The sequence below is a fragment of the Glaciecola sp. 33A genome (assembly GCF_002836745.1).
In the GTDB taxonomy this organism is placed as follows: domain Bacteria; phylum Pseudomonadota; class Gammaproteobacteria; order Enterobacterales; family Alteromonadaceae; genus Glaciecola.
This window is the reverse complement of record NZ_PJAR01000039.1, coordinates 30387-56212: the sequence shown is the minus strand read 5'-3', so window position 1 is coordinate 56212 and position 25826 is coordinate 30387. Positions and strand designations below refer to the sequence as shown.

23 protein-coding genes are annotated in these 25826 nt (G+C 41.4%); 18 read left to right on the top strand and 5 right to left on the bottom strand.

All coding sequences use genetic code 11. The annotated features are described in order from the left end of the window. Nucleotides 1–24 precede the first annotated feature (24 nt). The 4 genes from CXF81_RS09815 to CXF81_RS09800 are packed head-to-tail and all read right to left on the bottom strand — an operon-like array spanning nt 25 to nt 4807. Nucleotides 25–753, bottom strand: a complete 729-nt coding sequence (locus tag CXF81_RS09815) for a tyrosine-protein phosphatase (protein ID WP_101181190.1) — start codon at nt 751–753, stop codon at nt 25–27. Then, complete coding sequence (locus tag CXF81_RS09810) at nt 750–2999, bottom strand: polysaccharide biosynthesis tyrosine autokinase (protein WP_101181189.1); 2250 nt, start codon at nt 2997–2999, stop codon at nt 750–752. Before CXF81_RS09810 ends, CXF81_RS09815 begins: the two co-directional genes overlap by 4 nt. Before the next feature lie 14 nt (nt 3000–3013). Continuing rightward, nucleotides 3014–3574, bottom strand: a complete 561-nt coding sequence (locus CXF81_RS09805) for a polysaccharide biosynthesis/export family protein (protein WP_101181188.1) — start codon at nt 3572–3574, stop codon at nt 3014–3016. A gap of 21 nt (nt 3575–3595) precedes the next feature. Further along, complete coding sequence (locus tag CXF81_RS09800) at nt 3596–4807, bottom strand: outer membrane beta-barrel protein (RefSeq protein WP_101181187.1); 1212 nt, start codon at nt 4805–4807, stop codon at nt 3596–3598. A gap of 458 nt (nt 4808–5265) precedes the next feature. On the opposite strand from CXF81_RS09800, the gene CXF81_RS09795 reads away from it, so the two are divergent. The 18 genes from CXF81_RS09795 (at nt 5266) to CXF81_RS09710 (ending at nt 24093) form a co-directional block, all read left to right on the top strand. Next, entirely contained in the window at nt 5266–6693 is a 1428-nt protein-coding gene (locus CXF81_RS09795) for an undecaprenyl-phosphate glucose phosphotransferase (protein WP_101181186.1), read from the top strand. A gap of 248 nt (nt 6694–6941) precedes the next feature. Continuing rightward, the gene (locus CXF81_RS09790; protein ID WP_101181185.1) at nt 6942–7463 is read left to right on the top strand and encodes a TRAP transporter small permease subunit; all 522 of its coding nucleotides are present in this window, start codon (nt 6942–6944) and stop codon (nt 7461–7463) included. Next, complete coding sequence (locus CXF81_RS09785) at nt 7463–8836, top strand: TRAP transporter large permease subunit (protein WP_101181184.1); 1374 nt, start codon at nt 7463–7465, stop codon at nt 8834–8836. The genes CXF81_RS09790 and CXF81_RS09785 overlap by 1 nt, the downstream gene beginning before the upstream one ends. Nucleotides 8837–8859: 23 nt before the next feature. Then, complete coding sequence (locus CXF81_RS09780; RefSeq protein WP_101181183.1) at nt 8860–9957, top strand: TRAP transporter substrate-binding protein; 1098 nt, start codon at nt 8860–8862, stop codon at nt 9955–9957. A 165-nt stretch (nt 9958–10122) separates the two neighbouring features. Continuing rightward, on the top strand, nt 10123–11316 hold the full coding sequence (fabV, locus tag CXF81_RS09775; protein WP_101181182.1) for an enoyl-ACP reductase FabV: 1194 nt from the start codon (nt 10123–10125) through the stop codon (nt 11314–11316). 541 nt (nt 11317–11857) lie between these two features. Continuing rightward, complete coding sequence (locus CXF81_RS09770) at nt 11858–13198, top strand: Na(+)-translocating NADH-quinone reductase subunit A (protein WP_101181181.1); 1341 nt, start codon at nt 11858–11860, stop codon at nt 13196–13198. Between the two features lie 3 nt (nt 13199–13201). Further along, on the top strand, nt 13202–14482 hold the full coding sequence (locus CXF81_RS09765; protein WP_101181180.1) for an NADH:ubiquinone reductase (Na(+)-transporting) subunit B: 1281 nt from the start codon (nt 13202–13204) through the stop codon (nt 14480–14482). Further along, nucleotides 14472–15251, top strand: a complete 780-nt coding sequence (locus CXF81_RS09760; protein ID WP_101181179.1) for a Na(+)-translocating NADH-quinone reductase subunit C — start codon at nt 14472–14474, stop codon at nt 15249–15251. The genes CXF81_RS09765 and CXF81_RS09760 overlap by 11 nt, the downstream gene beginning before the upstream one ends. A 9-nt stretch (nt 15252–15260) precedes the next feature. Continuing rightward, a complete protein-coding gene (locus tag CXF81_RS09755; protein WP_101181178.1) occupies nt 15261–15893 on the top strand; it encodes an NADH:ubiquinone reductase (Na(+)-transporting) subunit D in 633 nt (210 codons plus the stop codon). Between the two features lie 2 nt (nt 15894–15895). Further along, nucleotides 15896–16504 (top strand): NADH:ubiquinone reductase (Na(+)-transporting) subunit E, encoded by a 609-nt coding sequence (gene nqrE / locus CXF81_RS09750; protein WP_101181177.1) that lies wholly within the window; start codon nt 15896–15898, stop codon nt 16502–16504. 22 nt (nt 16505–16526) lie between these two features. Next, a complete protein-coding gene (gene nqrF, locus CXF81_RS09745) occupies nt 16527–17759 on the top strand; it encodes an NADH:ubiquinone reductase (Na(+)-transporting) subunit F (protein WP_101181176.1) in 1233 nt (410 codons plus the stop codon). Nucleotides 17760–18059: 300 nt separating this feature from the next. After that, entirely contained in the window at nt 18060–19067 is a 1008-nt protein-coding gene (locus tag CXF81_RS09740; protein ID WP_232771873.1) for an FAD:protein FMN transferase, read from the top strand. Nucleotides 19068–19140: 73 nt separating this feature from the next. Beyond that, the gene (gene nqrM, locus CXF81_RS09735; RefSeq protein ID WP_101181174.1) at nt 19141–19374 is read left to right on the top strand and encodes a (Na+)-NQR maturation NqrM; all 234 of its coding nucleotides are present in this window, start codon (nt 19141–19143) and stop codon (nt 19372–19374) included. 331 nt (nt 19375–19705) lie between these two features. After that, entirely contained in the window at nt 19706–20767 is a 1062-nt protein-coding gene (dinB, locus tag CXF81_RS09730; protein WP_101181173.1) for a DNA polymerase IV, read from the top strand. A 108-nt stretch (nt 20768–20875) separates the two neighbouring features. Further along, nucleotides 20876–22426: a leucyl aminopeptidase family protein gene (locus tag CXF81_RS09725; RefSeq protein ID WP_101181172.1), complete on the top strand. Its 1551-nt coding sequence runs from the start codon at nt 20876–20878 to the stop codon at nt 22424–22426. A gap of 8 nt (nt 22427–22434) precedes the next feature. Beyond that, nucleotides 22435–22644, top strand: coding sequence for a DUF1653 domain-containing protein (locus CXF81_RS09720; protein ID WP_198556374.1), 210 nt, complete (start codon nt 22435–22437; stop codon nt 22642–22644). An 88-nt stretch (nt 22645–22732) separates the two neighbouring features. Beyond that, nucleotides 22733–23596, top strand: coding sequence for an MBL fold metallo-hydrolase (locus tag CXF81_RS09715; RefSeq protein WP_101181170.1), 864 nt, complete (start codon nt 22733–22735; stop codon nt 23594–23596). Further along, the gene (locus CXF81_RS09710; protein ID WP_101181169.1) at nt 23572–24093 is read left to right on the top strand and encodes an N-acetyltransferase; all 522 of its coding nucleotides are present in this window, start codon (nt 23572–23574) and stop codon (nt 24091–24093) included. The genes CXF81_RS09715 and CXF81_RS09710 overlap by 25 nt, the downstream gene beginning before the upstream one ends. A gap of 6 nt (nt 24094–24099) precedes the next feature. On the opposite strand, the gene CXF81_RS09705 is transcribed toward CXF81_RS09710, so the two are convergent. Further along, nucleotides 24100–25785 carry an amidohydrolase gene (locus tag CXF81_RS09705; RefSeq protein ID WP_198556373.1) on the bottom strand — a complete coding sequence of 562 codons (1686 nt, stop codon included), beginning with the start codon at nt 25783–25785 and terminating at the stop codon, nt 24100–24102. Nucleotides 25786–25826: the final 41 nt, after the last annotated feature.

Below are 25826 nucleotides of genomic sequence, written 5' to 3'. Positions count from 1 at the left end.
TTTTTGCTCTATTCATCAACAGATTTACTGCCAATTTAAGTTTTTAGAAATTATTAACGGTACATCATAAACTAGCGCATTTGCGATGTCGCTGTTGGCTATTTGTATAATCGCTTGTTTACAGGCCAACATATCATTAGGCCGACGATGCAAGTTATGCATGTCGGAGGCAACATAGGTGATGAGGTCGTCGGCAAGCAAGCGCTCTGCGACCAGTTGTACTTTTTCATTAAAGCGACCTATAAAAGCGCCAGCAGTGACTTGAAACAAACAGCCGATGCGCTTAAGCATATGTATTTTATTGTAGTCGGCAATAATATCGCGATTACGTTCAGGATGAGGAATAATGGTCTGAATGTTGTTCTTAAATAACCAGCGCACTAAATTTTCTACACCAGGGGGAATGTGGCTATGAGGCAATTCTAATAAAAGTGCTTTTTTACCTTCCCATTCACCTATAAAAGGCAAAGATTCTGCATTTATCCACTGTAGTATGTCTGGAGTGACTCTGACTTCGCAACTAAACGCCAATTTCAAATGCACTTTTTGTTCTTTAAGTGCTGACACTAGTTGCGCATAAGCGGGTGTAATAGTGGCTAAGTTGTTGTCAAATACGCCTTGATGAATATGCGGAGTGCATACCATGTGTGTTACGCCAAATTCAACAGAATGCTTCGCCATCGCGACGGCATCCTCAAGCGTTTTCGCGCCATCATCAATCCCATGCAATATATGGCTGTGCAGGTCAATCACGATTTGTGTGAATCCGTTGGATAGCTCTGGTATCCGTATTGGTCGTAAAAGCCGGAATATTCGCCAGTCTTTTTAGCCTTTTTCAAGTCAACTTGGTTTAACACAACACCATCAACTCTATGTCCAATTTGCATAAAGCGAGATAAACCGTTGTTGATTATCTTATAGCTCGTACTGTCACTTCGGACTACGTAAACTACTGAGTCACAAACCTTAGAGACAATAACAGCGTCACTTACTGCTTGGGTTGGTGCACTATCGACAATAATATGTTCGTATTTAGTTTTGAGCGTTACCATCAATATCTTGAATTGTTCAGAGGCAAGTAATTCTTGTGGATTAGGTGGCAAACTTCCCGCACATATTAAATCAATGCCTGATTTTTGGTCGGTCACAATACATTCTTCAAGCGTATGAGTACCTGCAATTAAATTTGAAAGCCCAGGTTGAAAACCGGGTAAGTCGAATTGTTTAGCCAGAGTAGGTCGGCGTAAGTCGGTATCAAGAAGCAATACTTTGCTAAGTTGGCCCATGGCAAATGCTAAGTTAATTGAAACGGTGCTCTTACCCTCATGAGGCACGCTAGAAGTGACCAAGATTGTTTGCGAAGGCTTGTCTAAATTCAACAACTGTAGGCTTGTTCTTAAGGTCCTCACTGACTCGCTGAACATATGATGATTGTTGTCGAAGAAATGACGTAATGGTAACTTTTGTTTTTTCCTAAGTGTTTGCCATGGGATGATACCCAGCATACGCTGACCGAGTTTTCGCTCAACATCATCAACTGACCGAATACCACTATTCAGTGCCTCGAGCGACAGTGCTAAGAATACACCTAAAGCTAAACTCATCACAAAAGCAGCAGCGATAATTAACCCTTTTTTAGGTTTCGCAGGATTATCAGGAAACGTGGCGGCATCAAGTACTCGGGCATTTGCCGATTCAAAACCGCCTAGTTGGTCGGTTTCTTTTAAACGTGTAAAAAACGAATTATATAATTGCTGGTTGATATCAACATCACGCTGTAGTGTCTTACGTTGATTCTCTAAGCTAGATAACTTACGAAACTCACTCTTTGCAGCCTCAACGTCTTTTTTAAGCCCAGCAACTTTTTTTTCAGCAATGCGAAATTCGGTAGTGATCCCTGATATTAAAACCGTAATTTGGTTACGAGCACTATTTTTAATTGAATTAAGTTCGGCGTTAGCTGCAATCATTATGGGGTGTTTCTGGCCGTACACTTCTTTAAGTTCAGATACTTTACTTTCAGCGACCACTTCTTCTCGTTTGATATTTTGAATTGAAGGGTGGTTTAGCACTTCTGGCAAGCTAGAGAGTAACGTAAAATCGGCTCCTGACTGGTTGACTTGCCCGTAAATAGTAATGTTTCTTTGCAACATTACTTGTGCATCAATAAGTTGGTCACTGAGTTGCTGAAGTTGTTCTGAAGCCAAACCTACAACACCATCAATATCGACAAGTTGCTCACGCTCATAAAATTCAGCTAAGCTTTTTTCAGCGCTATCTAGCTTTGTGCGTAAGCCTTGTAAACTTTCATTTAGCCAAGTTGTTGCCTTTGCGGTCATGTCCAACTTACTTTCCAAGTAGTTTTCTATATACACGTCAGATAAGGTATTCGCTACGACTGAAGCAAGCTTACGGTCCGGACTTTCAAATGAGATATTTACTACCTGTGTGTTTCTCAGTGGAGTAATACTTGAAAATTCCATTACTTGAGATACAGCATAAGAGCGTCTTGCCAAGAGTCGCTCCTGTTCGGTTTTTACTTCTTCTAGTTGTTGCGGTAAAAAGGGTAATGAATTTTTTAAAAAATCTATTGCTGCATCAACTGACTCAACGAAACTGCTTCTATTTGCTTTACTAATATCTAGGTTATAGAGATCGTTGTCGTACAAACTAAGCTCATCAACTACTTTCTCGGCTATATGACGGGAGCGCAATATTTCGTATTGTGTTTCAAAGTATTCTTTTCTACTTGAATCCAATCCATACACTTCTTCAATAGAGAGCACATTAGCCTGCTCGGCTTCAATCAGAAGAGACGCTGTCGCAATATAACGCGGTGTCATAGACAACACGATAAGCGAAGCTAATGTGGTTAGCAGAAGAGCCAAACCGATAATCCGCCAGAGGTAGCTCTTAACCGTGCCCCAATACTGAACAACATCGATGATGTCCGTATCATTTGATTTTACTTCAATTTGTTCGTTTGCGTGCAAGGTCATATAGGTCTCTATATTTAGAAAAAGCGTTCTTGCACAGTCACGATATCGCCGGGCAATATGACATCTGAGGCATCAGCTTCAATGGTGGTTTCAACGCCAATAATTTTTCTAACGATGATAATTTTTTCTCGTGACGCACGCTCAGTAAAACCACCAGCCAATGCTGCTGCTTTATTCACCGACAACCCAGGTTGATATGGGTAGCCACCCGGGCGATTTACAGCGCCATCAATAAAGAAAGGCCTATATTCAAGCACAGTCACCGATACTGACGGGTTCACTAAGTAATCGCCACGCAGTCCGTCGTCAATTCTATTCTCAACTTCGTTGACCGTGAGCCCAACTAAATTAATGTCACCGAGGAAGGGGTAGTTAATAGCACCGATATTTGATAGTCGAGTTTGCACGGACAAGTCCTTTTGACCAAATACCGTTATTTTTACTACGTCACCCGAACCCAATTTGTATTGGCTTAGGTCCGCGTTACCTTGCGCCCGGGCAGTCGCACATACAACAAAGATATAAACAACAAGCAGTGTTAAATATCTTAACAGTGACGGTAACTTTAACGTCATAAACACCTCACTTTTTTAGCACTATAGCGTGAATAATGCGCTGATTATAAACTGATTTCGGTCGTACTCAATGGCAGTTCGGTTACTGTCACGTTCGTCATAAATATAACCTACTTCGATGTTCATATAACGACGAAACTGATAGTACAAAGAAGCTCTAAATCTAACGAGGTCATCTTCACGAATACCAACATCACTTATTTGACCTTCATAACGGTCAGTACCCCAAGTATAGGAAGTTGAGCTTCTTAATTTATCTGCTAACCAAACATGGCGCCATTCTAAAGCGTAATCGCGGCCTCGAATAAAGTTGCCCTCACCATTTGTTTCATCCGTATCGTTGCTTGCCGTGAAGTTGAATGTAGAGTAAGTAACAGGTTCCCACAAAATACCAGCAGCCCAATCTATGCCTTCAAAATCTTCACGCAAAGGCGAGTCAAAGTTCTTTTCTTGATAACCAATTTTAGCAAATCCAGAAGTTCGAGCGGTTGCCTCCCACTCTAGACCAACAAGGTAAGAGATTTCCTCACTGTCTAATAGTGACATCGCATTTAAATCGAATTTGTAATTAACATCTCTATAAATAATATCAAAAGTAGCGTCAGTAACCGCCCCAATACGATAAAAGAATGTACCACCAACATTAGTAAACGATCTATCGCGTGCGCGATACTCAGGTGTATCTATATCGTAATCGCGATTAGTAATATTGAAGTTAATATCCAAACGACCGTCTGCATTAAAAGCCCCATATGAATACAGCATATCAAATTCGCTATGCTTAAAACTATCAGGCCTACTTAAAGGTTCAGCGTTACCAATTGAAAAGCCAGTACCTCGGTCCTCGTGACCGTCGGTGAAGTCGATACCTACATCGAACCGATTGCGTGAATTAAGCTCAAAATCAACGGCTGCATTGAAAAAGTGATCAGTGTAGTTGTCTTCTGAACTACTAAAAAAACGCTCGTTACGCAAACGATAACCAACCCGCACTTGGCTTGCTCCAAAGCTGTCTAACATAACGATTTGTGGTGAAACTATTTGCGACCAACTGTTTATTTTATTCACGTTTGAGCGAATGACGTTATCGTCATAACGCAAGCCAAAATCGACAGTTGGAGTGACGTCGAAACTACCGAACTCCACACTCGCCGGATTTTGAAACTGTTGTGCACTAATATTTATGCTACTAATTACCAACACAATTACGCAAGTAACTTTTAATACTTTCATTCCGTTGTCCTTTTTGGTGTAGTTATTTATAGAATCCAAATAAATATAAAGTAACGCTATTTTTTAGCTCGTTTTTAAGTTCTTTTGCTGCCTGCAAAAAGACCATTTCTATGGTCTTTATCAATTCTTTGCAGGCCATCTTTTCTTATGCTTATATTATTGCTCGTGTGTAAAGACAACTTATACGATAATATTGTATCCTATGTATTATGTCTAAAACAATGAACAAATACTAACCACCTAAAATTGTGCGCAATGTATCTGCTGCGAAGATGTTGTCAATTTTTATTCAAGGTGACCGTGATATGTTAAGTAATAAATCTGAGCTTGGCTGCTTGATGTGAAATTGCAAAAGCAAAAAGCACATCGCTAAACTAATAAAGAACACCTTATATTGCGATATTGCGGAAAATAGATAGGCTCAACAAGGTATTGTAAATAATTGCGCAAGGGTTGTAATGAAAAAACCTACAAAAACCGGTAGATACAGAGGTGCAGGGATTATTCAATCGAACAAGAGTAGTTTTTCTACTGTGTATCGGCTTGTCGATCTTGTTACTATTTCACTGCTCTACTTTCTAATCTTAATTGTTCGCCGAGTTGATATTGAACCCTCAAGTATGATCGTACTATTTATTGGCATTATCGGTTTTAACGTCACCGCAGAAGGTCTCGATTTATATAGATCTTGGCGAACACAGTCAACCACTTTGCTGATTAAATACACATTTACTGCTTGGACAATAACCGGCATTGGTATCATAGCGTTTGCGTATTTCTTTCCCGCATTAGCTGCCTACGGTGAAATAACAATATTAATGTGGCTAATTGCTACCTATCCTGCGTTATCTGCTTGGCGTATCGTGTTTCGTGAGTTCTTGTTTGTTTTGCGTAAAAAAGGTCGAAATTCTCGTTATGCTGCGATCGTTGGGGCAACCCCATCGGGTTATAATTTATTCCAACAAATCACTGATAATGAACATCTCGGTATTCGTTTAAAAGGTATTTTTGATGATAGAGAAGCCAGTCGATTACCCAATGAATTGCAAAGCAACGTGGTAGGCACTATTGAAGATGCATTAGAGGCGGCCAATAGAGGTGAAATTGATTTTATTTATGTTGCAATGCCCATGAGCGCTGAAAATAGAATCATGGATATACTAAATCGCTGCAGTGATACCACTTGCAGCGTTTATATTATTCCTAATTTCTTTATTTATAATCTGTTAAATGCAAGATGGCAAACCGTCGGTTCCGTGCAGACTCTCAGTGTATTTGATACGCCCTTTCAAGGCGCTAATAATGTATTAAAACGAGCTGAAGACATGATACTTAGTGCTTGCATTTTAGTACTGATAGCAATACCCATGTTATTCATCGCCATCGGCATAAAAGCAACCTCAACAGGTCCCATTATTTTCAAACAAAGTCGTTATGGTTTAGACGGTCGTCAAATAAAAATATATAAGTTTCGATCGATGCTCACTGAAGATAACGGAGAAAAGATAGAACAAGTAACAGTGGATGATAAACGAGTAACTCCGTTTGGTGCGTTTCTGCGTCGCCGGTCCTTAGACGAACTCCCTCAGTTTTTTAATGTATTGCAAGGCAGAATGTCGATCGTTGGTCCTCGTCCGCATGCCGTTGCGCATAATGAGCAGTATCGCAAGTTGATTGAAGGATACATGCTGCGACACAAAGTCAAACCTGGCATTACCGGCTGGGCGCAAATTAACGGTTTTAGAGGAGAGACAGAAACCGTTAATAAAATGGTCAAACGAGTCGAATATGATCTGGAGTATATTCACCGCTGGTCAGTTTGGTTGGACATAAAAATCATTACAGTGACTATATTTAAAGGATTTGTTGATAAAAACGCTTATTAGTTGTTTAACAATATTGGAACAGTATAATTCTGTCTTTTGAGATCTTAATTTCTATTATATTAACTTGCTTCTGGATCAAGCCATCGTTGGTTTAAAATAAGCACTCATATTTTCTCCGAATTGGTTCACAAAGTGTGCGTGTAAATCACTCTATCAAGACAAAAAAGACTTAACGTCAGGCGTTTATATGTGCCAGAATACGTTCATTAACATTTTATTAAAGAATGACCAATAGGCGAGGGTATGCCATGTCGTTAGTCGGCGCAGTTTCATCCGTATCAGCAACAATTGACGTCATTAATAAAAGAATAGGCGAATGTGTCAGTTATTTTACGTTCTTAATGGCTGCAGTTACGTTCGCCGTGGTGGTTTTACGCTACGGCTTTAATCTTGGCTGGATAGCCATGCAAGAGTCAGTTGTTTATCTGCATGCCGCCGTTTTTTTGCTTGGTAGTGCTTACACCCTGCAACATGATGGCCATGTTCGTGTTGATGTATTTTATCGAGGCTTTAGTCATCGGCGAAAAGCACTGGTTAATCTAGTCGGCACATTATTTTTGCTATTGCCGGTGATGACTTTTATTACTGCTGTTAGTTGGCATTACGTATTCGAATCATGGCGAACGCTCGAAGGTTCTATGGAGTCTGGCGGTCTTCCTTTTTTGTATGTGTTGAAGTCGTTCATTTTATTATTTTCATTTACCATGTTTTTGCAGGGTATATCAGAAGCAATTAAACAAAGCTTAATATTGGCTGGCGTGTCCAAATAATGGAAATTCTCTCTCTGGTCCTGTTTCTTGTGGTTTGTTTGTTCTTGTTGATTGGTTACCCTGTCGCATTGACTCTTGCTGGCACATCCCTAGTTTTCGCCGGCATTGGTATTTTTTTTGGCGTGTTTGACGGTAGTTATTTGCTAGCAACACCAAGCCGTTTATTCGGTATTGTGAAAAATCAAACTCTTATTGCGGTTCCGCTATTTGTTTTTATGGGGGTTGTGCTAGAGCGCTCCAAAATTGCGGAAGACCTGTTAGTCGCAATGTCAGGTTTATTGGGTCGCTTTAAAACGGGCCTCGGTGTATCGGTTGTATTAGTCGGTATGTTACTAGCAGCCAGCACTGGTATTGTTGGTGCTACAGTAGTAACAATGGGCTTGCTGTCATTGCCTACGATGCTGAAAAGAGGTTATTCGCCGTCTCTAGCTACGGGAACTATTTGTGCAACGGGTACGTTAGGGCAAATTATTCCGCCTTCTATCGCACTCGTTCTGCTGGGCGATGTGTTATCTAGTGCATATCAAAAAGCACAGCTTGATATGGGGATATTTTCGCCCGACAGTGTCTCTGTAGGCGACTTATTTGTCGGTGCTATTGTTCCGGGGCTCATTCTGGTTATTTTTTACTTACTGTATTTATGGGGTGTCAGTAAGTTTAGCCCGTCGCAAGTGCCAGCGCATGGCCAAGAAAGTGAGCACGCTAACGTAAAATCACTTCTTCTTGCGTTACTGCCTCCGTTATTGCTGATTATTGCTGTATTAGGGGCAATATTAACGGGCAAAGCAACACCCACAGAAGCTGCCGCTGTTGGCGCTATTGGTTCCGTTTTTCTGGCGTTATTGAAGAAGAAAATCAATGGTAAGAATACTCAATATGTGGTGCGCGAAACCACAAAAATCACATCAATGGTTTTTTTAATTCTAATTGGCGCATCGATATTTTCCCTCGTCTTTCGTGGTTTTGGCGGTGAAGAGCTTTTACAAGCATTCTTTGCCGATTTACCTGGCGGCGTATTTACCGCTGTGTTGTTAGTAATGGTGGTTATTTTTCTACTTGGCTTTATTCTCGATTTTATTGAGATTACCTTTGTGGTAGTCCCAATTATTGCACCTATTTTACTTATGATGGGGCTCGATCCTATCTGGTTAGGCATTATGATTGCAGTCAACTTGCAGACCAGTTTTTTAACACCGCCTTTCGGCTTTGCATTGTTTTATCTTCGAGGTGTCACATCACATACTGTCAAGACAGAACAAATTTATAAAGGCGTGATCCCATTTATTATCATTCAGCTTTGTTTGTTGATTCTAATGGCAATTTGGCCCGGTATTATCACATGGTTGCCTTCAGTCCTTTATGGCGCCAACTAATCTTATTTGAAAGGAGAGACAAAATGAAAAAATCGCTTAGTTTATTATTTGTTGCTGCGGCTATGTTCGCTATTACTTCTTGTAGTGGTAAAAATGAAGAAAATACCTCAATCGCAGCCGTTAAAGCGCCGGTTGAAAGCATAAAGTGGAAGCTTGTTACCGCATGGCCGAAAAATTTCCCAGGCTTAGGTAAAGGACCAGAGACCTTCGCAGAATATGTGAACGAGATGTCTGGTGGTCGCTTGGAAGTGAGAGTTTATGGCGCTGGGGAGCTAGTTCCGGGGTTTGAAGTATTTGATGCAGTGTCTGGTGGTAGTGTAGAAATGGGTCACGCAGGCGCCTATTACTGGAAAGGTAAAATGCCAGCTGCGCCAATTTTTAGTGCCATTCCATTTGGCATGAATGCCACCGAAATGAATGCTTGGTTGCATTACGGCGGTGGTATGGAATTATGGCGCGAGCTATATGCACCTTATGGCGTTATTCCATTCGCCGGTGGCAGTTCGGGTACTCAGATGGCAGGTTGGTTTAAAAAAGAAATTAATAGTTTAGAAGATTTCCAAGGCCTAAAAATGCGTATTCCTGGCTTGGGTGGCGAGGTGTTTAAAGAAGTCGGTGGTTTACCTATAACGCTTACTGGCGGTGAGTTGTTTACGGCTTTGCAAACCGGTGTGATAGACGCAACTGAGTGGGTCGGTCCATATAATGATTTGGCTTTTGGCCTGCATAAAGCCGCAACTTATTATTATCATAGCGGTTGGCATGAGCCAGGAACATTGCTTGAATTTATTGTCAACAAAGCTGCATTTGAAGCGTTACCAACAGACTTACAAAAAATAGTCGAAGTAGCCACACGAGCAACAAATCAAGACATGTTAGATGAATATACAGCTAGAAACCCGAATGCACTCAAACAACTCGTAGAGTACGGTACCGAACTGCGCGCACTGCCTAAAGATGTCCTTGACGCATTAAAAGTGGCAACAGCAAAAGTAATTAAACAAGAGCGCGCAAACGATGCAGATTTTGATCGAATTTACGCCTCGTATGATGCTTTTTTCCAAGAAGTAAAAGCCTATCATAAAGTGTCAGAGCAAGAGTATTATGAAAATAGAGAATAGATTTTCTATCTGATCTGATTTGTTTATTGGCCGAATGGCACTAGAATGCTCGCGTTTGTTAGATATAACCGTTAATTTTGAGTAGAATGTGTTGCTAGAAGCACTACTAGATTAGCCAATTCATCAATCGCGCGTTTATTACGCGTGATAAAAAAGGAAGTTATTATGGTCATTAAGCCAAAAATTAGAGGTTTTATCTGTACCAATGCTCACCCTGCGGGTTGTGCAAAGAGTGTTGAAAACCAAATTACCTATGTGAAGTCGCAGGACGTGTTGGCCAAATCTGAACTTGCTGGTCCTAAAAATGTACTGGTTATTGGTTGTTCTACTGGGTATGGGTTAGCGTCTCGAATTACTTCTGCATTTGGCTATGGTGCAAAGACCCTTGGTATCTGTTTTGAAAAAGAGCCTACAGATCGCAAAACAGGCACGGCCGGTTGGTATAATACGGCGGCTTTCCATGACCAAGCGAAAGCGACCGGTTTGTATGCTCAAACGATGAATGGTGATGCGTTCTCTGATAATATGAAAATAACCGTTATTGATAAAATAAAGAAAGACTTAGGTACAGTTGATCTGATTATCTATAGCTTAGCGTCTCCAAGAAGAACTGATCCAGATACTGGTGAAGTTTATAAATCTACGTTAAAGCCTGTGGGTCAAGGTTACACCACCAAAACCTACGATACTGACAAAGATAAAGTTCATGAAATAACGCTTGAACCCGCTAATCAAGACGAAATCGACCAGACTGTAAAAGTCATGGGAGGGGAAGACTGGGAGCGTTGGTTAGTTATGTTGAATAACGCTGGTGTGGTATCAGAAAACGCGAAAACAACAGCTTATACTTATATTGGCAAAGAACTTACATGGCCTATTTACGGACAGGCAACCATCGGTTTGGCAAAAGAAGATTTAGATCGTGCTGCGTCGGCTATTATTGCTAAATTAAAAAGTAATAATGTGAGTGCAAACGTATCTTCTTTGAAGGCATTAGTTACCCAGGCAAGCTCTGCTATTCCGGTCATGCCTTTATACATATCTCTAATTTACAAGGTGATGAAAGAAGAAGGCACGCACGAAGGTTGCATTGAGCAAATAGAGGGGCTTTACACTCGTTGCCTTTATGCATCCAATCCTGCAATGGATAATATGCATCGTTATCATATGGAAGACAAAGAGACCAATGATGCAACTCAGTCTAAAATAAAGGCATTGTGGGATGAGGTGACTCAAGAAAATTTCCATGATTTGAGTGATTATGCCGGTTATCACCACGAATTCTTAACTCTTTTTGGGTTTGACATTCAAGGTGTTGATTACGAAGCCGATGTTGATCATGTAGTAAATTGGTCGTAATCGTCGTCCAAACAGCGATGTCTGGTATCGCGTTTACTTAGCCAGTATTAAAAGCGTTAGATTTGAAGCTACCATAAGCTCTGCATGAGTAAATAGTAGCTCCATTCGATTCCGAGGTGGAAAATTTTGTTCACAATACAGCAATTAAATTGCAATTTTTGGTACTAATAGCATAGCCTTTTAACACTCATTAATGCTAAAATCCGCTCGTCACATTTCTAGTTACAAAAACAGCAGTTTGTTTTCTTTACTAATACTATCTCAGTGTTTCTGAGTTTACACATAATAATTATAAACCACGGATGAGCGTAGACCTTCTTACAGGCACTACTCACTTTGTTATGTGAAACCTTTAACAGTGGGGTGCAGCACTTTAGATTTTGTGCAGCGGTAAGCGATTGAGTTAACTGATTTAGTGATAAGATGGCAGCGATAACTTGGTCAATAATATAAACAAGATACAAATTTTAATCGGCTTTTAGACAGATAAGTCGACAGGCTGATTAAAATTAGTATTTTAAATTAGAGTAGTCAATTACGTATGATAAAAATCAAGAAAGGCCTAGATCTTCCTATTGAAGGCGCGCCGGAGCAGAAGGTCCATCCGGGGCCAACTGTAACCAAAGTCGCCGTCCTTGGAGAAGAATATAACGGCATGCGCCCTACGATGCATGTTCAAGTTGGTGATGCTGTCAAAAAAGGGCAGTTGCTTTTTGAAGATAAAAAAAATCCCGGTGTTAAATTTACGGCTCCTGCTGCGGGCGAAGTTATTGAGGTAAATCGGGGTGAGAAACGCGTTTTGCAGTCAGTGGTTATTAAGCTTAAAGGCGATGATGAAGTTACCTTTCAGACATTTAATGATGCATCACTGGCAACGGCTGAACGTTCTGCGATAAGCGAACTATTAGTCGAATCAGGTTCGTGGACCGCTATTAGAACTCGCCCATATAGCAAAAATCCTGCAGTAGGCTCGACACCTGCTTCAATTTTTGTTTCTGCAATGGATACTAATCCGTTGGCTGGCGACCCACAAATTATCATTGCTGCACGCAAAGAAGATTTTGCTTTTGGCTTAAAAGTATTGGCTAAACTAACCGCCGGTAAAGTGTTTGTAAGCAAAGCGCCTGGTGCAGAGATTTACACTGGCGACGCGATTGTTGATGTCAACGAGTTCGCAGGGCCACATCCCGCAGGTCTTGTGGGTACTCATATTCATCATCTTGATCCCGTTGGTATGAAAAAGTTCGTTTGGCACGTGGGGTATCAAGACGTTATTGCTATCGGATCGTTGCTTAAAACAGGTAAGTTAGACACAACTAAAGTGTTGTCAATTGCCGGTCCTGCAGCAAAATCGCCTAAATTAGTGAGCACTTTGTTGGGTGCAAGCATTGATGAACTCGTTGCTGATCAGAAAATTGATGGTCCTGTTAGAGTTATTTCAGGCTCCATTCTAAATGGTACTACCGCACGAGGCCCCCAAGCCTATGTTGGTCGTTATCACAACCAAATATCGCTTTTGGTTGAAGACAAAGAAAAGAAGTTATTTGGCTGGGCCAAGCCAGGCTCAAATCAACACTCGGTGACGCGGGCTTATTTAGGCCATTTGTCGCCTAAAAAACTTTTCAACATGACAACAACAACGAATGGTTCTGATCGTTCTATGGTGCCAATCGGTAACTATGAACGTATAATGCCATTAGACATCATTCCTACCTTGCTGTTGCGCGACCTATTGTCGGGTGATAGTGACGGTGCAAGCAGCTTAGGTGCTTTGGAATTAGATGAAGAAGATTTGTCGCTATGTACCTACGTATGCCCTGGTAAATATAATTATGGGCCAGTGTTGCGTGAATGTTTGACCAAGATTGAAGAAGAGGGTTAAGTCATGGGATTAAAAGTTTATTTAGAAAAAATTGAGCCTGATTTTGAACCAGGTGGTAAGTATGACAAGTTCTATGCACTTTACGAAGCTGCTGCGACTATCTTCTACACACCGGGTAAAGTAAACGTAGCTAATACGCACGTTAAAGACAGCATCGATTTAAAACGCATCATGATCATGGTCTGGATGGCAACATTCCCAGCTATGTTTTATGGTATGTATAATGTTGGTGTGCAAGCATCTTATGCCATCGAAGCTGGTGGTGCGTTGTACGATGGTTGGCAGGCTGGTTTATTTTCGGCGTTAGGTGGAACGCTGACCGGCGATTCTGGCATATTTTCGATGTTACTTTACGGTGCGTGTTTCTTTGTTCCTATTTATGCAACAACTTTTATTGTTGGCGGATTCTGGGAAGTACTATTTGCATCAGTTAGAAAGCATGAAATTAATGAAGGTTTCTTTGTAACCTCAGTCTTATTTGCCTTGACATTGCCATCGACTATTCCTCTGTGGCAAGTTGCTCTGGGGATTACCTTCGGTATTGTTATCGCTAAAGAAATCTTTGGTGGCACAGGCCGCAACTTCCTAAATCCAGCGTTATCTGGTCGTGCTTTCTTATACTTCGCCTATCCAGCTCAAATTTCTGGTGATCAACCCTGGATTGCGGCTCAATTAGCGGATGGATATTCTGGCGCGACTTGGCTCAGCAATGCGGCGAATCAAACCATGAACTTTGGAGATTCAGTCAATTTTGCCTCCATGCAAGTCCTAGATGCATCAGGTAACTTAGTTAATCAAACAATAAGCGAGGCCGACTTATGGATGAATTCATTTATAGGCAATATTCCCGGCTCTGTAGGAGAGGTCTCTAGTTTGCTGATTATGGTAGGCGGACTGTTCATCATTTATCTGGGTATTGCGAGCTGGCGTATTGTTTCAGGCGTAGGTCTCGGCGTTATATTCTTCAGCACATTGCTTAACTTTTTTGCCAGCGATCCAACATCAATTTACGCGATGCCTTTCTACTGGCACTTTGTAATAGGCGGCTTGGCGTTTGGTATGTTCTTTATGGCAACTGACCCAGTGTCAGCCTCATTTACCAATCAAGGTAAGTGGTTTTATGGCTTCTTTATTGGTTTGATGACGGTGTTGATTAGGGTCATTAATCCGGCATTCCCGGAAGGGATAATGCTAGCCATTTTATTTGCGAACTTGTGGGCGCCATTATTCGATTATTTCGTAGCGCAAAGCAATATAAAGCGGAGGGTTGCTCGTGTCGGCTAAAAAAGAAACTTTAGGTAAAACGGTCGGTGTTGTTGTTGCTGTTTGTTTAGTTTGTTCCATTATTGTTTCCGGAGCCGCGGTTGGCTTGCGCGAATTACAGCAAGCTAACGCCGCACTCGACAGGCAGTCAAACATTTTGGCTGCGGCTGGTCTGCTTGGCGAAGCTAAAACAAAAAAAGAAATTGGCATTGTTTATGATGCAAGAGTCGTGGAGCGCTTCGTTAATCTAGCAACCGGTGAATATGTCGCTAATCCTGCTGAAGGTGAGTTAAAACCTTACGATATGTATGGAAGAGTTTCAAAAGCCCCAGAGACGAGTACGAAAGCAGAAGGCAGTCCCGCCGGTTTCTCTAGGCGTGCTAACGTTGCCAGCATCTTCCTAATCAAAGATGAAGTCGGTGTTGTGTCACGTATCATTCTGCCAGTTCATGGCAGTGGGCTGTGGGATTTAATGTTCGGTTTCCTAGCGCTTGACAGTGATGGTCACACTATTCGTGAACTGATTTTTTATCAACACAAAGAAACGCCAGGATTGGGTGGCGAGATTCAAAATCCAGAATGGCAGGCTAAGTGGAATGGTAAACAACTTTTCAGCAACGGTGACGTGGCTATTGAAGTTAATAAAGGAGACAACCGAGATGACCAATATGCGGTTGATGCATTATCAGGGGCGACGCTAACCAGCAATGGGGTAGAAAACACATTGCAGTATTGGGCTGGTGATAATGGCTACGGTAATTATCTTAAAAAGCAATCTTGGAAATCATAAGGGACCACAATGGCTGACACTAAAGAAATGAAAAAAGCCCTGTTTGGGCCTATATTAGACAGTAACCCGATTGCTTTGCATGTACTTGGTATTTGTTCTGCATTGGCTATTACAACAAAACTAGAAACCGCATTGGTAATGTCTTTGGCATTAACCGCAGTAACCGCGTTTTCTAGCTTGTTTATTTCACTTATACGTAATCAAATACCGTCAAGCGTGCGTATCATTATACAGATGACCATTATAGCGTCATTGGTAATTGTGGTTGACCAAGTCTTGAAAGCTTACTCTTACGAAATTTCTAAGCAGCTGTCAGTGTTTGTTGGTTTGATTATTACAAACTGTATCGTAATGGGTCGAGCCGAAGCTTACGCGATGAAGTCGCCTCCTCTGATGAGCTTCTTAGACGGTATTGGTAACGGTTTGGGATATTCATTTATTCTGATTGTTATTGGTACAATTAAAGAGTTAGCGGGGTTTGGCACCATTCTTGGGTTTGAAATATTACCGTTGGTTACTAATGGTGGTTGGTACCAAGGTAATGGCCTTCTGATACTTCCATTTAGCTCATTCTTCCTGATCGGCGGTATGATTTGGTTTATTCGTACTATTCGTCCAGAACAAGTGGAGCCTAAGGAATAATCATGGAACATTACGCCGCATTATTTATTAGAGCAGTATTTGTAGAGAACATGGCATTGTCATTGTTTCTAGGTATGTGCACCTTTCTAGCTGTATCAAAGAAAGTCAAGACATCAATGGGTTTGGGTGTTGCCGTTATCGTGGTATTAGGTATTTCAGTACCTGTTAACCAAGTTATATTTGTAAATATTCTTGCCCCTGGGGCTTTGGGTTGGGCTGGCTTTCCAGATGCCGACCTTAGTTTCTTAAGTTTCTTGACCTTCATCGGCGTAATTGCTGCTCTGGTTCAGATACTGGAAATGACACTTGACAAGTTTTTCCCGGCTTTATACAACGCGTTAGGGATCTTCCTACCGCTTATCACCGTAAACTGTGCCATATTCGGTGGTGTTGCGTTTGCAGTTCAACGTGAATACAACTTCACCGAAAGTATCGTATACGGCATTGGCAGTGGAGCAGGGTGGGCAATGGCCATTATTTTGCTTGCTGCGATACGTGAAAAACTAAAGTATGCCGATATGCCTGATGGTATTCGCGGATTAGGTTCCGTGTTTATGATCGCTGGTTTAATGGCATTGGGCTTCCAATCATTCACAGGTATTTCGCTGTAAAGCGAATAGGAGAATAGATAAAATGAATCCAACTGAAATCTATCTCGGTGTAGGCATGTTTATCGCTATTGTATTAGCGTTAGTATTGATCATCATGTTTGCAAAATCGAAATTAGTGCCTGAAGGTGATGTTGTAATCACGATTAATGGCGATCCATCTAAAACAATTACCACCTCTCCAGGTGGAAAGTTACTAGGCGCGTTAGCCGACTCGGGCATTTTTGTATCTTCAGCATGCGGTGGTGGAGGTTCTTGCGGTCAGTGCACTGTTGACATTAAATCAGGCGGCGGTGAAATATTGCCCACTGAGCTTGATCACATTTCAAAGCGAGAGGCTAAGCAAGGCTGTCGTTTGTCTTGCCAAGTATCAATCAAACAAGACATGGATATTCAATTACCTGAAGACGTGTTTGGTATTAAGAAATGGGAATGCGACGTTCTTTCGAACAGTAACGAAGCAACTTTCATCAAAGAGCTTAAGTTAGGTATTCCTGACGGCGAGAGTGTACCGTTCAAAGCGGGTGGATATATCCAAATTGAGGCGCCACCTCACCACATAAAATATAAAGACTTTGATGTGCCTGCTGAATACCGTAAAGACTGGGAACATTTTGGATTTTTTGATGTTGAGTCAAAATGTGACGAAGAAACTATTCGTGCTTACTCAATGGCAAACTACCCAGAAGAAGAAGGTATTATTTTGTTGAACGTGCGTATTGCTACGCCGCCACCTAAAAACTTAAGCTTGCCTGCTGGTAAGATGTCTTCGTTTATATGGTCTTTGAAGGCAGGTGACAAAGTCACCATATCTGGTCCTTTCGGCGAGTTTTATGCCAAAGAGACAGATGCAGAGATGGTGTTTGTTGGTGGTGGTGCCGGTATGGCGCCAATGCGTTCACACATATTCGACCAACTGCGTAGACTAAAAACACCTCGTAAGATAACGTTCTGGTACGGTGCTCGATCGTCACGTGAAATGTTCTATGTGGAAGATTTCGATATGTTGGCGAAAGAAAATGACAACTTTGAATGGCACGTTGCATTGTCTGACCCACAACCAGAAGATAACTGGACTGGCGATACGGGGTTTATCCATAATGTATTGTTGGAAAATTATTTGAAAACCCATCCAGCACCTGAAGACTGTGAGTTCTATATGTGTGGTCCACCTATGATGAACGCAGCAGTAATCAACATGCTTAAAGAACTCGGTGTAGAAGATGAGAACATCATGCTAGACGACTTCGGTGGTTAATTTGTAACAAGTAAGTAGAAGATTAGATTAGGCGCCTTTGGGCGCCTTTTTGTCTTTCAAACATGGTGTTAGTGGTGCAATACGCTTGCACAAAGTATGCTTTTCTAATAGGAATTTACTATAGTCCAAGAGGGTAATTATTTTTTAGTTTTTGTTACATCCTCTGTCTTTATATTTTACCCATTTTTTTATATCACCACAAATTCATGTATAATCTGTCGTAACGTTAAGTCGCCCAGCACATAAGAAAAATTCAGTTCATATTATGTGCTTATCAATTTGTAAATCGCGAGGATAGCATTGAAATTCTTACTCCCCTTTTTATTATTATTCATCGTCTCTTGTGCGCCAAGCAAACCCACTGAAATTATTATTTCAGGACAAACTATGGGCACCACATATTCGATAAAAGTTGTTCAACAACCCGAAACACCCATTGACGTAAAAGCGCTTCAAGGTGAAATAGATGACGCGCTAATACAAGTCAATGCTTTGATGTCCACCTACGACCCGGATTCAGAATTATCAAAGCTAAATGAAGCTGAAGCTGGACAACCTTTTGCGATTTCCAAACCAACCGAATATGTGCTAACAGAAGCCATCAGACTGCATAATCTAAGTGGTGGTAGTTTAGATGTGACCGTAGGTCCTTTAGTCAATTTGTGGGGATTTGGGCCAGATAAACGAGCCGAAGTTATTCCTACTAAATCACAGTTACTGGAAATCGAAGACTATGTTGGTATGGATAAGTTTGAATTGAACTCAGGTGTTGTAACGAAGTTACACTCTAAGTTATATATCGATTTATCGACGATAGCAAAAGGGTATGGTGTTGACGTTGTAGCTGATATAATCGAAGGGAACCAAATTGGCGATTATCTTGTCGAAATTGGTGGTGAAATGAGAGTCGCTGGCAAAAAAGCGAATGGAAGCGATTGGCGTATTGCCATTGAAAAGCCGATAAGCAATGAGCGGGCGATACAAAAAATTATAAGTATTGGCAATAATGCGGTGGCGACCTCAGGTGATTACCGCAATTATTTTGAACAAGATGGGGTCCGTTATTCGCATTTGATTGAACCGACAACTGGATATCCGATTACTCATAATTTAGTGTCAGTAACTGTCGTACATGCCTCATCCATGACCGCCGATGGTTTAGCCACAGCGTTAAATGTAATGGGAGCAGAAAAAGCCAAAGAGCTTGCACACAGAAATGACTTAGCTGTTTTTATGATCATGAAACAAGGTGAAGATTTTATTGAATATACCTCACCTGTTTTCGACAGGGATATACAACAAAATTAATCATTCATATGCAGAGCATGCAATTGTCTTGTCGGTTACATATTGTAATAAATTGAAATTTTGAGAGGTAAACGTGAGTACATTTATATTAGCATTTGCACTTTTCTTATTGATGGTGCCAGTCATGGCTATTGGTTATATTTTACAAAGAAAAACAATAGCCGGAAGTTGCGGCGGTTTAGGGGCTTTGGGCATCTCTAAGGCTTGTGACTGCCCAGAACCTTGTGATAGAAAAAAAGCCAGAATGGAGAGAGAAGAGAAAAGACAGATAAAAATAAAAGAATGGCAGGATAATCAAATTCTTTGATTGCTGAGTAGCATTTTATTTTAATTACCCACAGCCATATTGAAGGTCTACTTTGTTACAGTAGTTTTTAAATCCTACAAACATCACTTCAAGATAAAACTATTTTTTACCTTTTCGCAATCTTAATGTTAGACATTTCTAAAAATCAATATCTCTGCTTTTAGAGTTTCTCCCCACGCACTATTACCAACTAAAATTTGCTTAATGATGTCAATGGAGACATCAAACAAGCCGATGATTGATTGGTAAATGCCAAATATTGTTTTATACTGTATTTGTATACAGGCTGTTCAATTGAAGGTCCATATTATGCTGATGTTAAGTTTATTCAATGCGTAAGTTTATTCATATCGACATGGATTGCTTTTATGCGGCCGTCGAAATGCGAGATGACCCCACATTACAGCATAAACCAATAGCTATTGGCGGCAGTGCCGACCGCCGCGGAGTCATTGCTACCTGTAATTATCCCGCAAGAAAATTTGGTGTGCGTTCGGCTATGGCGACAGCAACAGCTCTACGACTTTGTCCAAACCTCGTGTTAGTAAAAGGTAGAATGGATGAGTATGTAAAAGTGTCAGACCAAATAAAAGCAATATATTTACGTTATACCAATGAAATTGAGCCACTTTCGTTAGATGAAGCCTTTTTGGATGTAACCGAAAGTGATTTATTTGGTGGCAGTGCTACCTATATAGCTGAAGACATTCGCCGCACTATATTTAAAGAGACTGGTCTAACCGCATCAGCGGGTGTTGCTCCCATCAAATTTGTTGCTAAAGTTGCTAGTGATGAAAATAAACCGAACGGTATATGCGTTATAACCCCAGCACAATTAGATGAATTTGTGAAAGGCCTGCCATTAAAAAAAATTCCAGGAGTGGGTAAGGTGACACTCGAAAAATTAAACAACTTAGGGCTTTACAAGTGTGAGGATATTCGTTCGTTTCCGATTGAAAAGTTGCATAAATATTTTGGTAAGTTTGGTGCATCATTGTGGAAAAGAGCACACGCAATTGATGAACGAAGGCTTTCGATTAATAGGAAGCGAAAGTCAGTTGGTGTTGAGAGAACTTTAGATACCGATCTTGTTAGCTTAGATGAATGCAAAGCGGTTGTTATTCGGCTTCTGCCTAAGTTATGTGAGAGAATAGATATAAAAAAACATAGCCCAATCAAATCACTAGGTGTAAAGCTAAAGTTTGACGACTTCCAACAAACAACGGTTGAACAACAATCGCAAGTAGTTAATGAACAGTTATTAATCGAGTTATTAGCTAAAGCTTTTGATCGAGGAGAAGGGAAAAAAGTCCGTTTGGTCGGCCTTCACGTCGCCTTGATAGATAATTTGAATACAGATCAATTGGATTTGCCCTTGTTTAGTGCCGAATAATCCCTATACTTTGCGAGAAATAATAATAAAATTTGCGAGAAACATACTTGTGGTGTGAACGTAGAAATCTATTGTTTTTTCAGCATGCAAATCCTAACGGAGACATAAATGCCCTTTCCTAAAGCAGTTTTAGAAACAAACACGTCGCAATTAAGTACTACTTATGATGCCTACGTGCTGATAAGTAACTCATTATCAAGTCTGCACTATCCTCATATTCAAACAATTTTGGAGCAGCATCAATCAATAGACGAACGCGTTGGTATAACCCCAACACTCTTAGCTGCAGATGTAGCAGGAAAAAGATTGTTGCAAGTTCCTGTGGGTCAATTAACTCGAGATTATGACGATGTTCGTCGAATTTTTGATGCAGCGCGACATACCGCCCAACTGATTCTTGATTCGGGTATCCGTAAGCCACTACTAGAAGTTAATTTGGCGGGTTTAACTGCAAACCAAGCAGCACAATTTGAAAATGCTATTGAGGCCGCTTATCTTGGACTGTGCCAAGGGTTATGGCAACCGCTTGAGGCAAGACAAGCACTGGATGAAGATGTAATAGAGCCTATCCATTGTGTTGGTTTGATTGAAAGTAAGGGCAATGTTGATGTTCAGCGCTTAAATGCCTTAGAAGCCGGGAAACGACTTGCTCGCGACCTTTGTGGTACAGAACCGGAACGCATGGCACCGCCAGGCTTTGCTGATTACTGTGTTGACGCATTCAAAGGCTCGAATGTTAGCGTTAACGTTATCACCGATGATGCCCAAATTAGACATGAATACCCACTTTTGCATGCGGTGGCTAGAGCCTCAATTGAGGTCAAAAGACACCGTCCACGTATTATTCGTATGGTTTACGAACCGGTTGGTGAAGTCACTAAAACACTATTATTCGCCGGCAAAGGTATTACCTTTGATACTGGTGGTGCAGACTTAAAGGTCAACGGTCACATGGCGGGCATGAGTCGTGATAAGGGCGGCGCCGCAGGCGTTGCAGGTTTTATGAAAACACTTTCATTACTTGCTCCCAAAGGCATTAAGGTCATTGCCGAACTTGGCGCTGTGCGAAACAGTATTGGCGCAGATGCATTCATCCCAGATGAAATTATTACCAGCCACGCGGGTATTAGAGTCAGAGTTGGCAATACTGATGCTGAAGGTAGAATGCTACTCGCCGATTTACTTTCACATTTGCGCGAAGATGCAGTCAATGCGATTAACCCTGAATTGTTTTCTTTTGCAACATTAACAGGCCATGCAGCGATTGCGTTCGGACCTTACACTGCACTGGTCGAAAATAAACCGGCCCGAGACCAAGGTATTGCCCAAAAACTGTTTGCTCATGGCGAATTGTGCGCTGATCAGGTAGAGCAATCATTGTCGCGTCGTGAAGATTTTGACTTTGTTAAACCAAGGACAAAGGCAGATGATGTCATATCGTCGAACAATGGACCTTCCGTTACGACAATGCGAGGCCATCAATTTCCAATGGCATTTTTGACCATCGCTTCTGGTTTGGATAAACATGAGGCCAATTCAGAACTACCTTTGCCGTTCACGCATGTCGATATCGCAGGTAGTGGTATAGAGGACCTTGATTGGCAACATGGTAAACCAACCGGTTCGCCAGTTAACGTGTTTGTAAACACTTACTTATAGGTGTCAATTTGAAAACTGGATTATATAAACACTATAAAGGCAACACTTATGAAGTCATCGGTGTTGCAACACATTCTGAAGATGAAACAGAACTAGTTGTATACAGACCAACTTATGGTGAGCGTGCTTTATGGGTTCGTCCTTTAGTCATGTTTACTGAAACCGTAAACGTTAACGGCCAAGCAATACCACGGTTTGCGTTTGTCGCAGAAACCTAATTGATTATCGAAGGCTGCTTTATCGAACTACGGGTCAAAAAAGAATGTGGTAACGGGCCATATAAAAATAAACACTAAGGATTAATAAATGAAAAAAATGATTTGGAAAAGCTTCTTAGCGCTATCAATAGCTGGTTTTGTTGCATCCACGGCATCGTCGCAAGGTCGCTTTGATGATGTCGAAGTCAAAGCCCAAGCGGTCGGCGGGTCCGTGTATATGTTAGTGGGAGCAGGCGGCAATATCGCTGTTTCTGCAGGACTGGATGGCTTGCTAATTGTGGATAACCAATATGCCGATTTAGCTGATAAAATTGCGGCAAGCTTAGCTGACATCAGTAAAGAACAAACACGCTACGTGATTAACACTCATTTTCATGGCGACCACACCGGCTCTAATGCATTTTTTAGCAAGCATAAAAATGCCACGATTTTTGCTCATGAAAATGTACGCGTTCGCTTGTCATCAGGCGAAGAAACCGACCCAGCAATGCTTCCTGTTGTGACATATGAAAAAGGCGTTAAGTTTCACATGAATGGTGACACGGTGCATGTATTCCATCTGGCTAATGCACATACAGATGGCGATAGCGCGGTTTGGTTTGAGCAACCTGATGTAATGCACACCGGTGATTTATTTTTTAAAGATTGGTTTCCCTTTATTGATTTAAACTCAGGTGGGTCCGTTGCTGGCTACATTGCCGCAGTTGAGACTTTGTTGGGCATGATTGATTCTGACACCAAAGTTATTCCAGGGCACGGTGCGTTGGCTAACAAGGCCGATTACGTGCGCTTTCTTGATATGATTAAGCAAACCTATGCCTATGTTCAAGCAAAAAAGGCAGCCGGTATAAGTGAAGATGATTTAGTTGAAGCTGGTCTTGAAGAGAAGTGGAAAAACTGGTCATGGAATTTTATCACTGAAGAACGATGGATAAGAACGATATACAAGTAGGTTCGGATCTCGAACTAAAGACAGCCGCAAAAGATGATTTTGCGGCTGTCGCCAATTGGTTTGTTTGTATGAAATCAGTCTCTGCATCACAAACCAGTAAATTTGTACGTCAATGGGCTGGCCCCAATATTGTTTACCCGTGCTCCGCTAATCAATTAGCACTTCACGTAAGAACAGGCAAATACCAATCATTTGTTCTTAACCAGCATACAAATATTATTGGTTTCGGCCAAATTCAATTGATAAAGCGGCGCGCGCATTTAGCTCGCCTCGCGATCAATCCTAACGTCAGGGGAAGAGGACTCGCGAGACGGTTGTTGTCAGAATTAATTGAGAATGCGCAACAGCAAATCGATTTAAAAGAAGTGTCTTTGTTCGTATATAGCGAGAATACAATCGCGATTGCTTGCTATGAAAAGTTCGGTTTTGCAGAGTCTGCAACGCCAACTGGCATTAATGCCGTTGTTGGTTGTCGCTTTATGACTCTGCGCTGTTAACAGCCTCTACAGTGTTTTAGAAAACACTTGTTGCCCATTTATCCAGGTTTCTAATACTTGGGTATCTCGAATGTCTGAAGCTGGGCGTTTAAATATATCTCTGTCAATAAATATAAAGTCGGCTCGCTTACCTATTTCCAATGTTCCAAGTTTGTCATCTTGAAAAGCGGCGTAAGCTGCATCTAATGTAAAGCCACGAAGCGCATCTTCAATAGATACTTTTTCTTCAGGGATCCAACCCATATTTGGTTCGTTCTCTGCGGTTTGGCGCGTCACTGCTGCATGCAGTCCGTGAAATGCGTTAGCAAGTTCCACCGGGAAGTCAGAGCCGAATGCAACTCTTGAACCCTGTTCTAAGAAGGTTTTCCAAGCATAAGCTCCTTTTAAACGGGCCCTGCCAATGCGATCTTCCGCCATATTCATATCGCTAGTTGCGTGAGTGGGCTGCATAGAGGGAATGATACCCAGTTCTTTGAATAAAGGAATATCTTCAACGGCGACGACTTGGGCGTGTTCAATGCGATGACGCCCAGTGTTTTCTGGGTATATTTTGAAGGTTTTAGCAAACTGCTGCAATGCCAGTCTGTTTGCTCTGTCTCCAATCGCATGAAAGTTAAGCTGAAAATTAGCGGCAAGTACTTGTGAAAATAAACTCGGCAAGCTTTCTTGTGGAGTGACTAGCAAACCGTGATTATCTTTGTCATCAGAATAAGGCTCAATTAATGCAGCACCCCGACTTCCTAAAGCACCATCACCATAAGCTTTGACGCTTCTAATGCTTAGCATATCGTCTTCTGTCTTGATATGTCCTTTTGTTAACATATCATTAATTTGCGGATCAGTGGCAGCGATCATCGCGTAAATCCGGAACCTCAGCTGTCCTGTTTGTGCTTGTTGTTGATAGAAGTCGTAAACTTGTTTGCTAATACCGGCATCGTGCACACTAGTAATGCCCAACGACAATAAATGGTCAGATGCAGCATTGAGTTGCGCAGATAATTGTTCAACATCCGCCATTGGAATTAACTTGGTCACCAAGTATTCGGCGTTATCTATTAACACACCAGTAGGTTGTCCATCTTTATCTTTTACGATTTCGCCGCCAGCAGGTGAGGGAGTATTAGCATCGATGCCTGCCAATTTCAGCGCTGCGCTATTGACCCAAACAGCATGCCCATCAATTCTGGATAAAACGACTGGGCGATCCTTTATCGCAGCATCTAAGCTGGCTTTATTTGGAAATGCTTTAGTTGGCCATAAAACTTGATTCCAGCCGCCGCCAATTAACCATTGTGTGCCTTCTTTTTTTGACGTTTTTATCGATAATGAGTTAGCGCTTACAAACTCTAAAACACGTTTAATTGAATCGTTTTCAGTTTGACTGCCTCGTAAATCAATTTCCAGCAGGTTTCGGCCTAAACCTAAAATATGCCCATGCGCATCTATTAAACCAGGTAACATTACGCGGCCTCCGCCATCTATTTTGGTGACGATCCCTCCTGGTTCTTGGGTGAGATCCATGCCAATAATAAATTCATCTTCAAACGCAATATTGGTAAATGTGATTAACTTGCCTTGTTGGTTTAATGTATAGCCCTTTACGTTATCTATAAACGTAAGTGAGGAGACTGAAGTCGAGGTTAACGCCAGCACTAATGTTATTGACAACAGTAATTTATGCATCGAGTTCATTTCCTATCCTTTTGATTTCAATTTTATAGTGAGTATAACAA

Excerpts from the sequence above, each read along its gene's own strand:
- CXF81_RS09770 (WP_101181181.1), top strand. The coding sequence starts at position 11,858 with ATGATAAAAATCAAGAAAGGCCTAGATCTTCCTATTGAAGGCGCGCCG.
- fabV (WP_101181182.1), top strand. The coding sequence starts at position 10,123 with ATGGTCATTAAGCCAAAAATTAGAGGTTTTATCTGTACCAATGCTCAC.
- CXF81_RS09790 (WP_101181185.1), top strand. The coding sequence starts at position 6,942 with ATGTCGTTAGTCGGCGCAGTTTCATCCGTATCAGCAACAATTGACGTC.
- nqrF (WP_101181176.1), top strand. The coding sequence starts at position 16,527 with ATGAATCCAACTGAAATCTATCTCGGTGTAGGCATGTTTATCGCTATT.
- CXF81_RS09800 (WP_101181187.1), bottom strand. The coding sequence starts at position 4,807 with ATGAAAGTATTAAAAGTTACTTGCGTAATTGTGTTGGTAATTAGTAGC.
- CXF81_RS09710 (WP_101181169.1), top strand. The coding sequence starts at position 23,572 with ATGGATAAGAACGATATACAAGTAGGTTCGGATCTCGAACTAAAGACA.
- nqrE (WP_101181177.1), top strand. The coding sequence starts at position 15,896 with ATGGAACATTACGCCGCATTATTTATTAGAGCAGTATTTGTAGAGAAC.
- CXF81_RS09715 (WP_101181170.1), top strand. The coding sequence starts at position 22,733 with ATGAAAAAAATGATTTGGAAAAGCTTCTTAGCGCTATCAATAGCTGGT.
- CXF81_RS09810 (WP_101181189.1), bottom strand. The coding sequence starts at position 2,999 with ATGACCTTGCACGCAAACGAACAAATTGAAGTAAAATCAAATGATACG.
- CXF81_RS09780 (WP_101181183.1), top strand. The coding sequence starts at position 8,860 with ATGAAAAAATCGCTTAGTTTATTATTTGTTGCTGCGGCTATGTTCGCT.
- CXF81_RS09785 (WP_101181184.1), top strand. The coding sequence starts at position 7,463 with ATGGAAATTCTCTCTCTGGTCCTGTTTCTTGTGGTTTGTTTGTTCTTG.
- CXF81_RS09765 (WP_101181180.1), top strand. The coding sequence starts at position 13,202 with ATGGGATTAAAAGTTTATTTAGAAAAAATTGAGCCTGATTTTGAACCA.
- CXF81_RS09725 (WP_101181172.1), top strand. The coding sequence starts at position 20,876 with ATGCCCTTTCCTAAAGCAGTTTTAGAAACAAACACGTCGCAATTAAGT.
- CXF81_RS09705 (WP_198556373.1), bottom strand. The coding sequence starts at position 25,785 with ATGAACTCGATGCATAAATTACTGTTGTCAATAACATTAGTGCTGGCG.
- CXF81_RS09805 (WP_101181188.1), bottom strand. The coding sequence starts at position 3,574 with ATGACGTTAAAGTTACCGTCACTGTTAAGATATTTAACACTGCTTGTT.
- CXF81_RS09795 (WP_101181186.1), top strand. The coding sequence starts at position 5,266 with ATGAAAAAACCTACAAAAACCGGTAGATACAGAGGTGCAGGGATTATT.
- dinB (WP_101181173.1), top strand. The coding sequence starts at position 19,706 with ATGCGTAAGTTTATTCATATCGACATGGATTGCTTTTATGCGGCCGTC.
- CXF81_RS09755 (WP_101181178.1), top strand. The coding sequence starts at position 15,261 with ATGGCTGACACTAAAGAAATGAAAAAAGCCCTGTTTGGGCCTATATTA.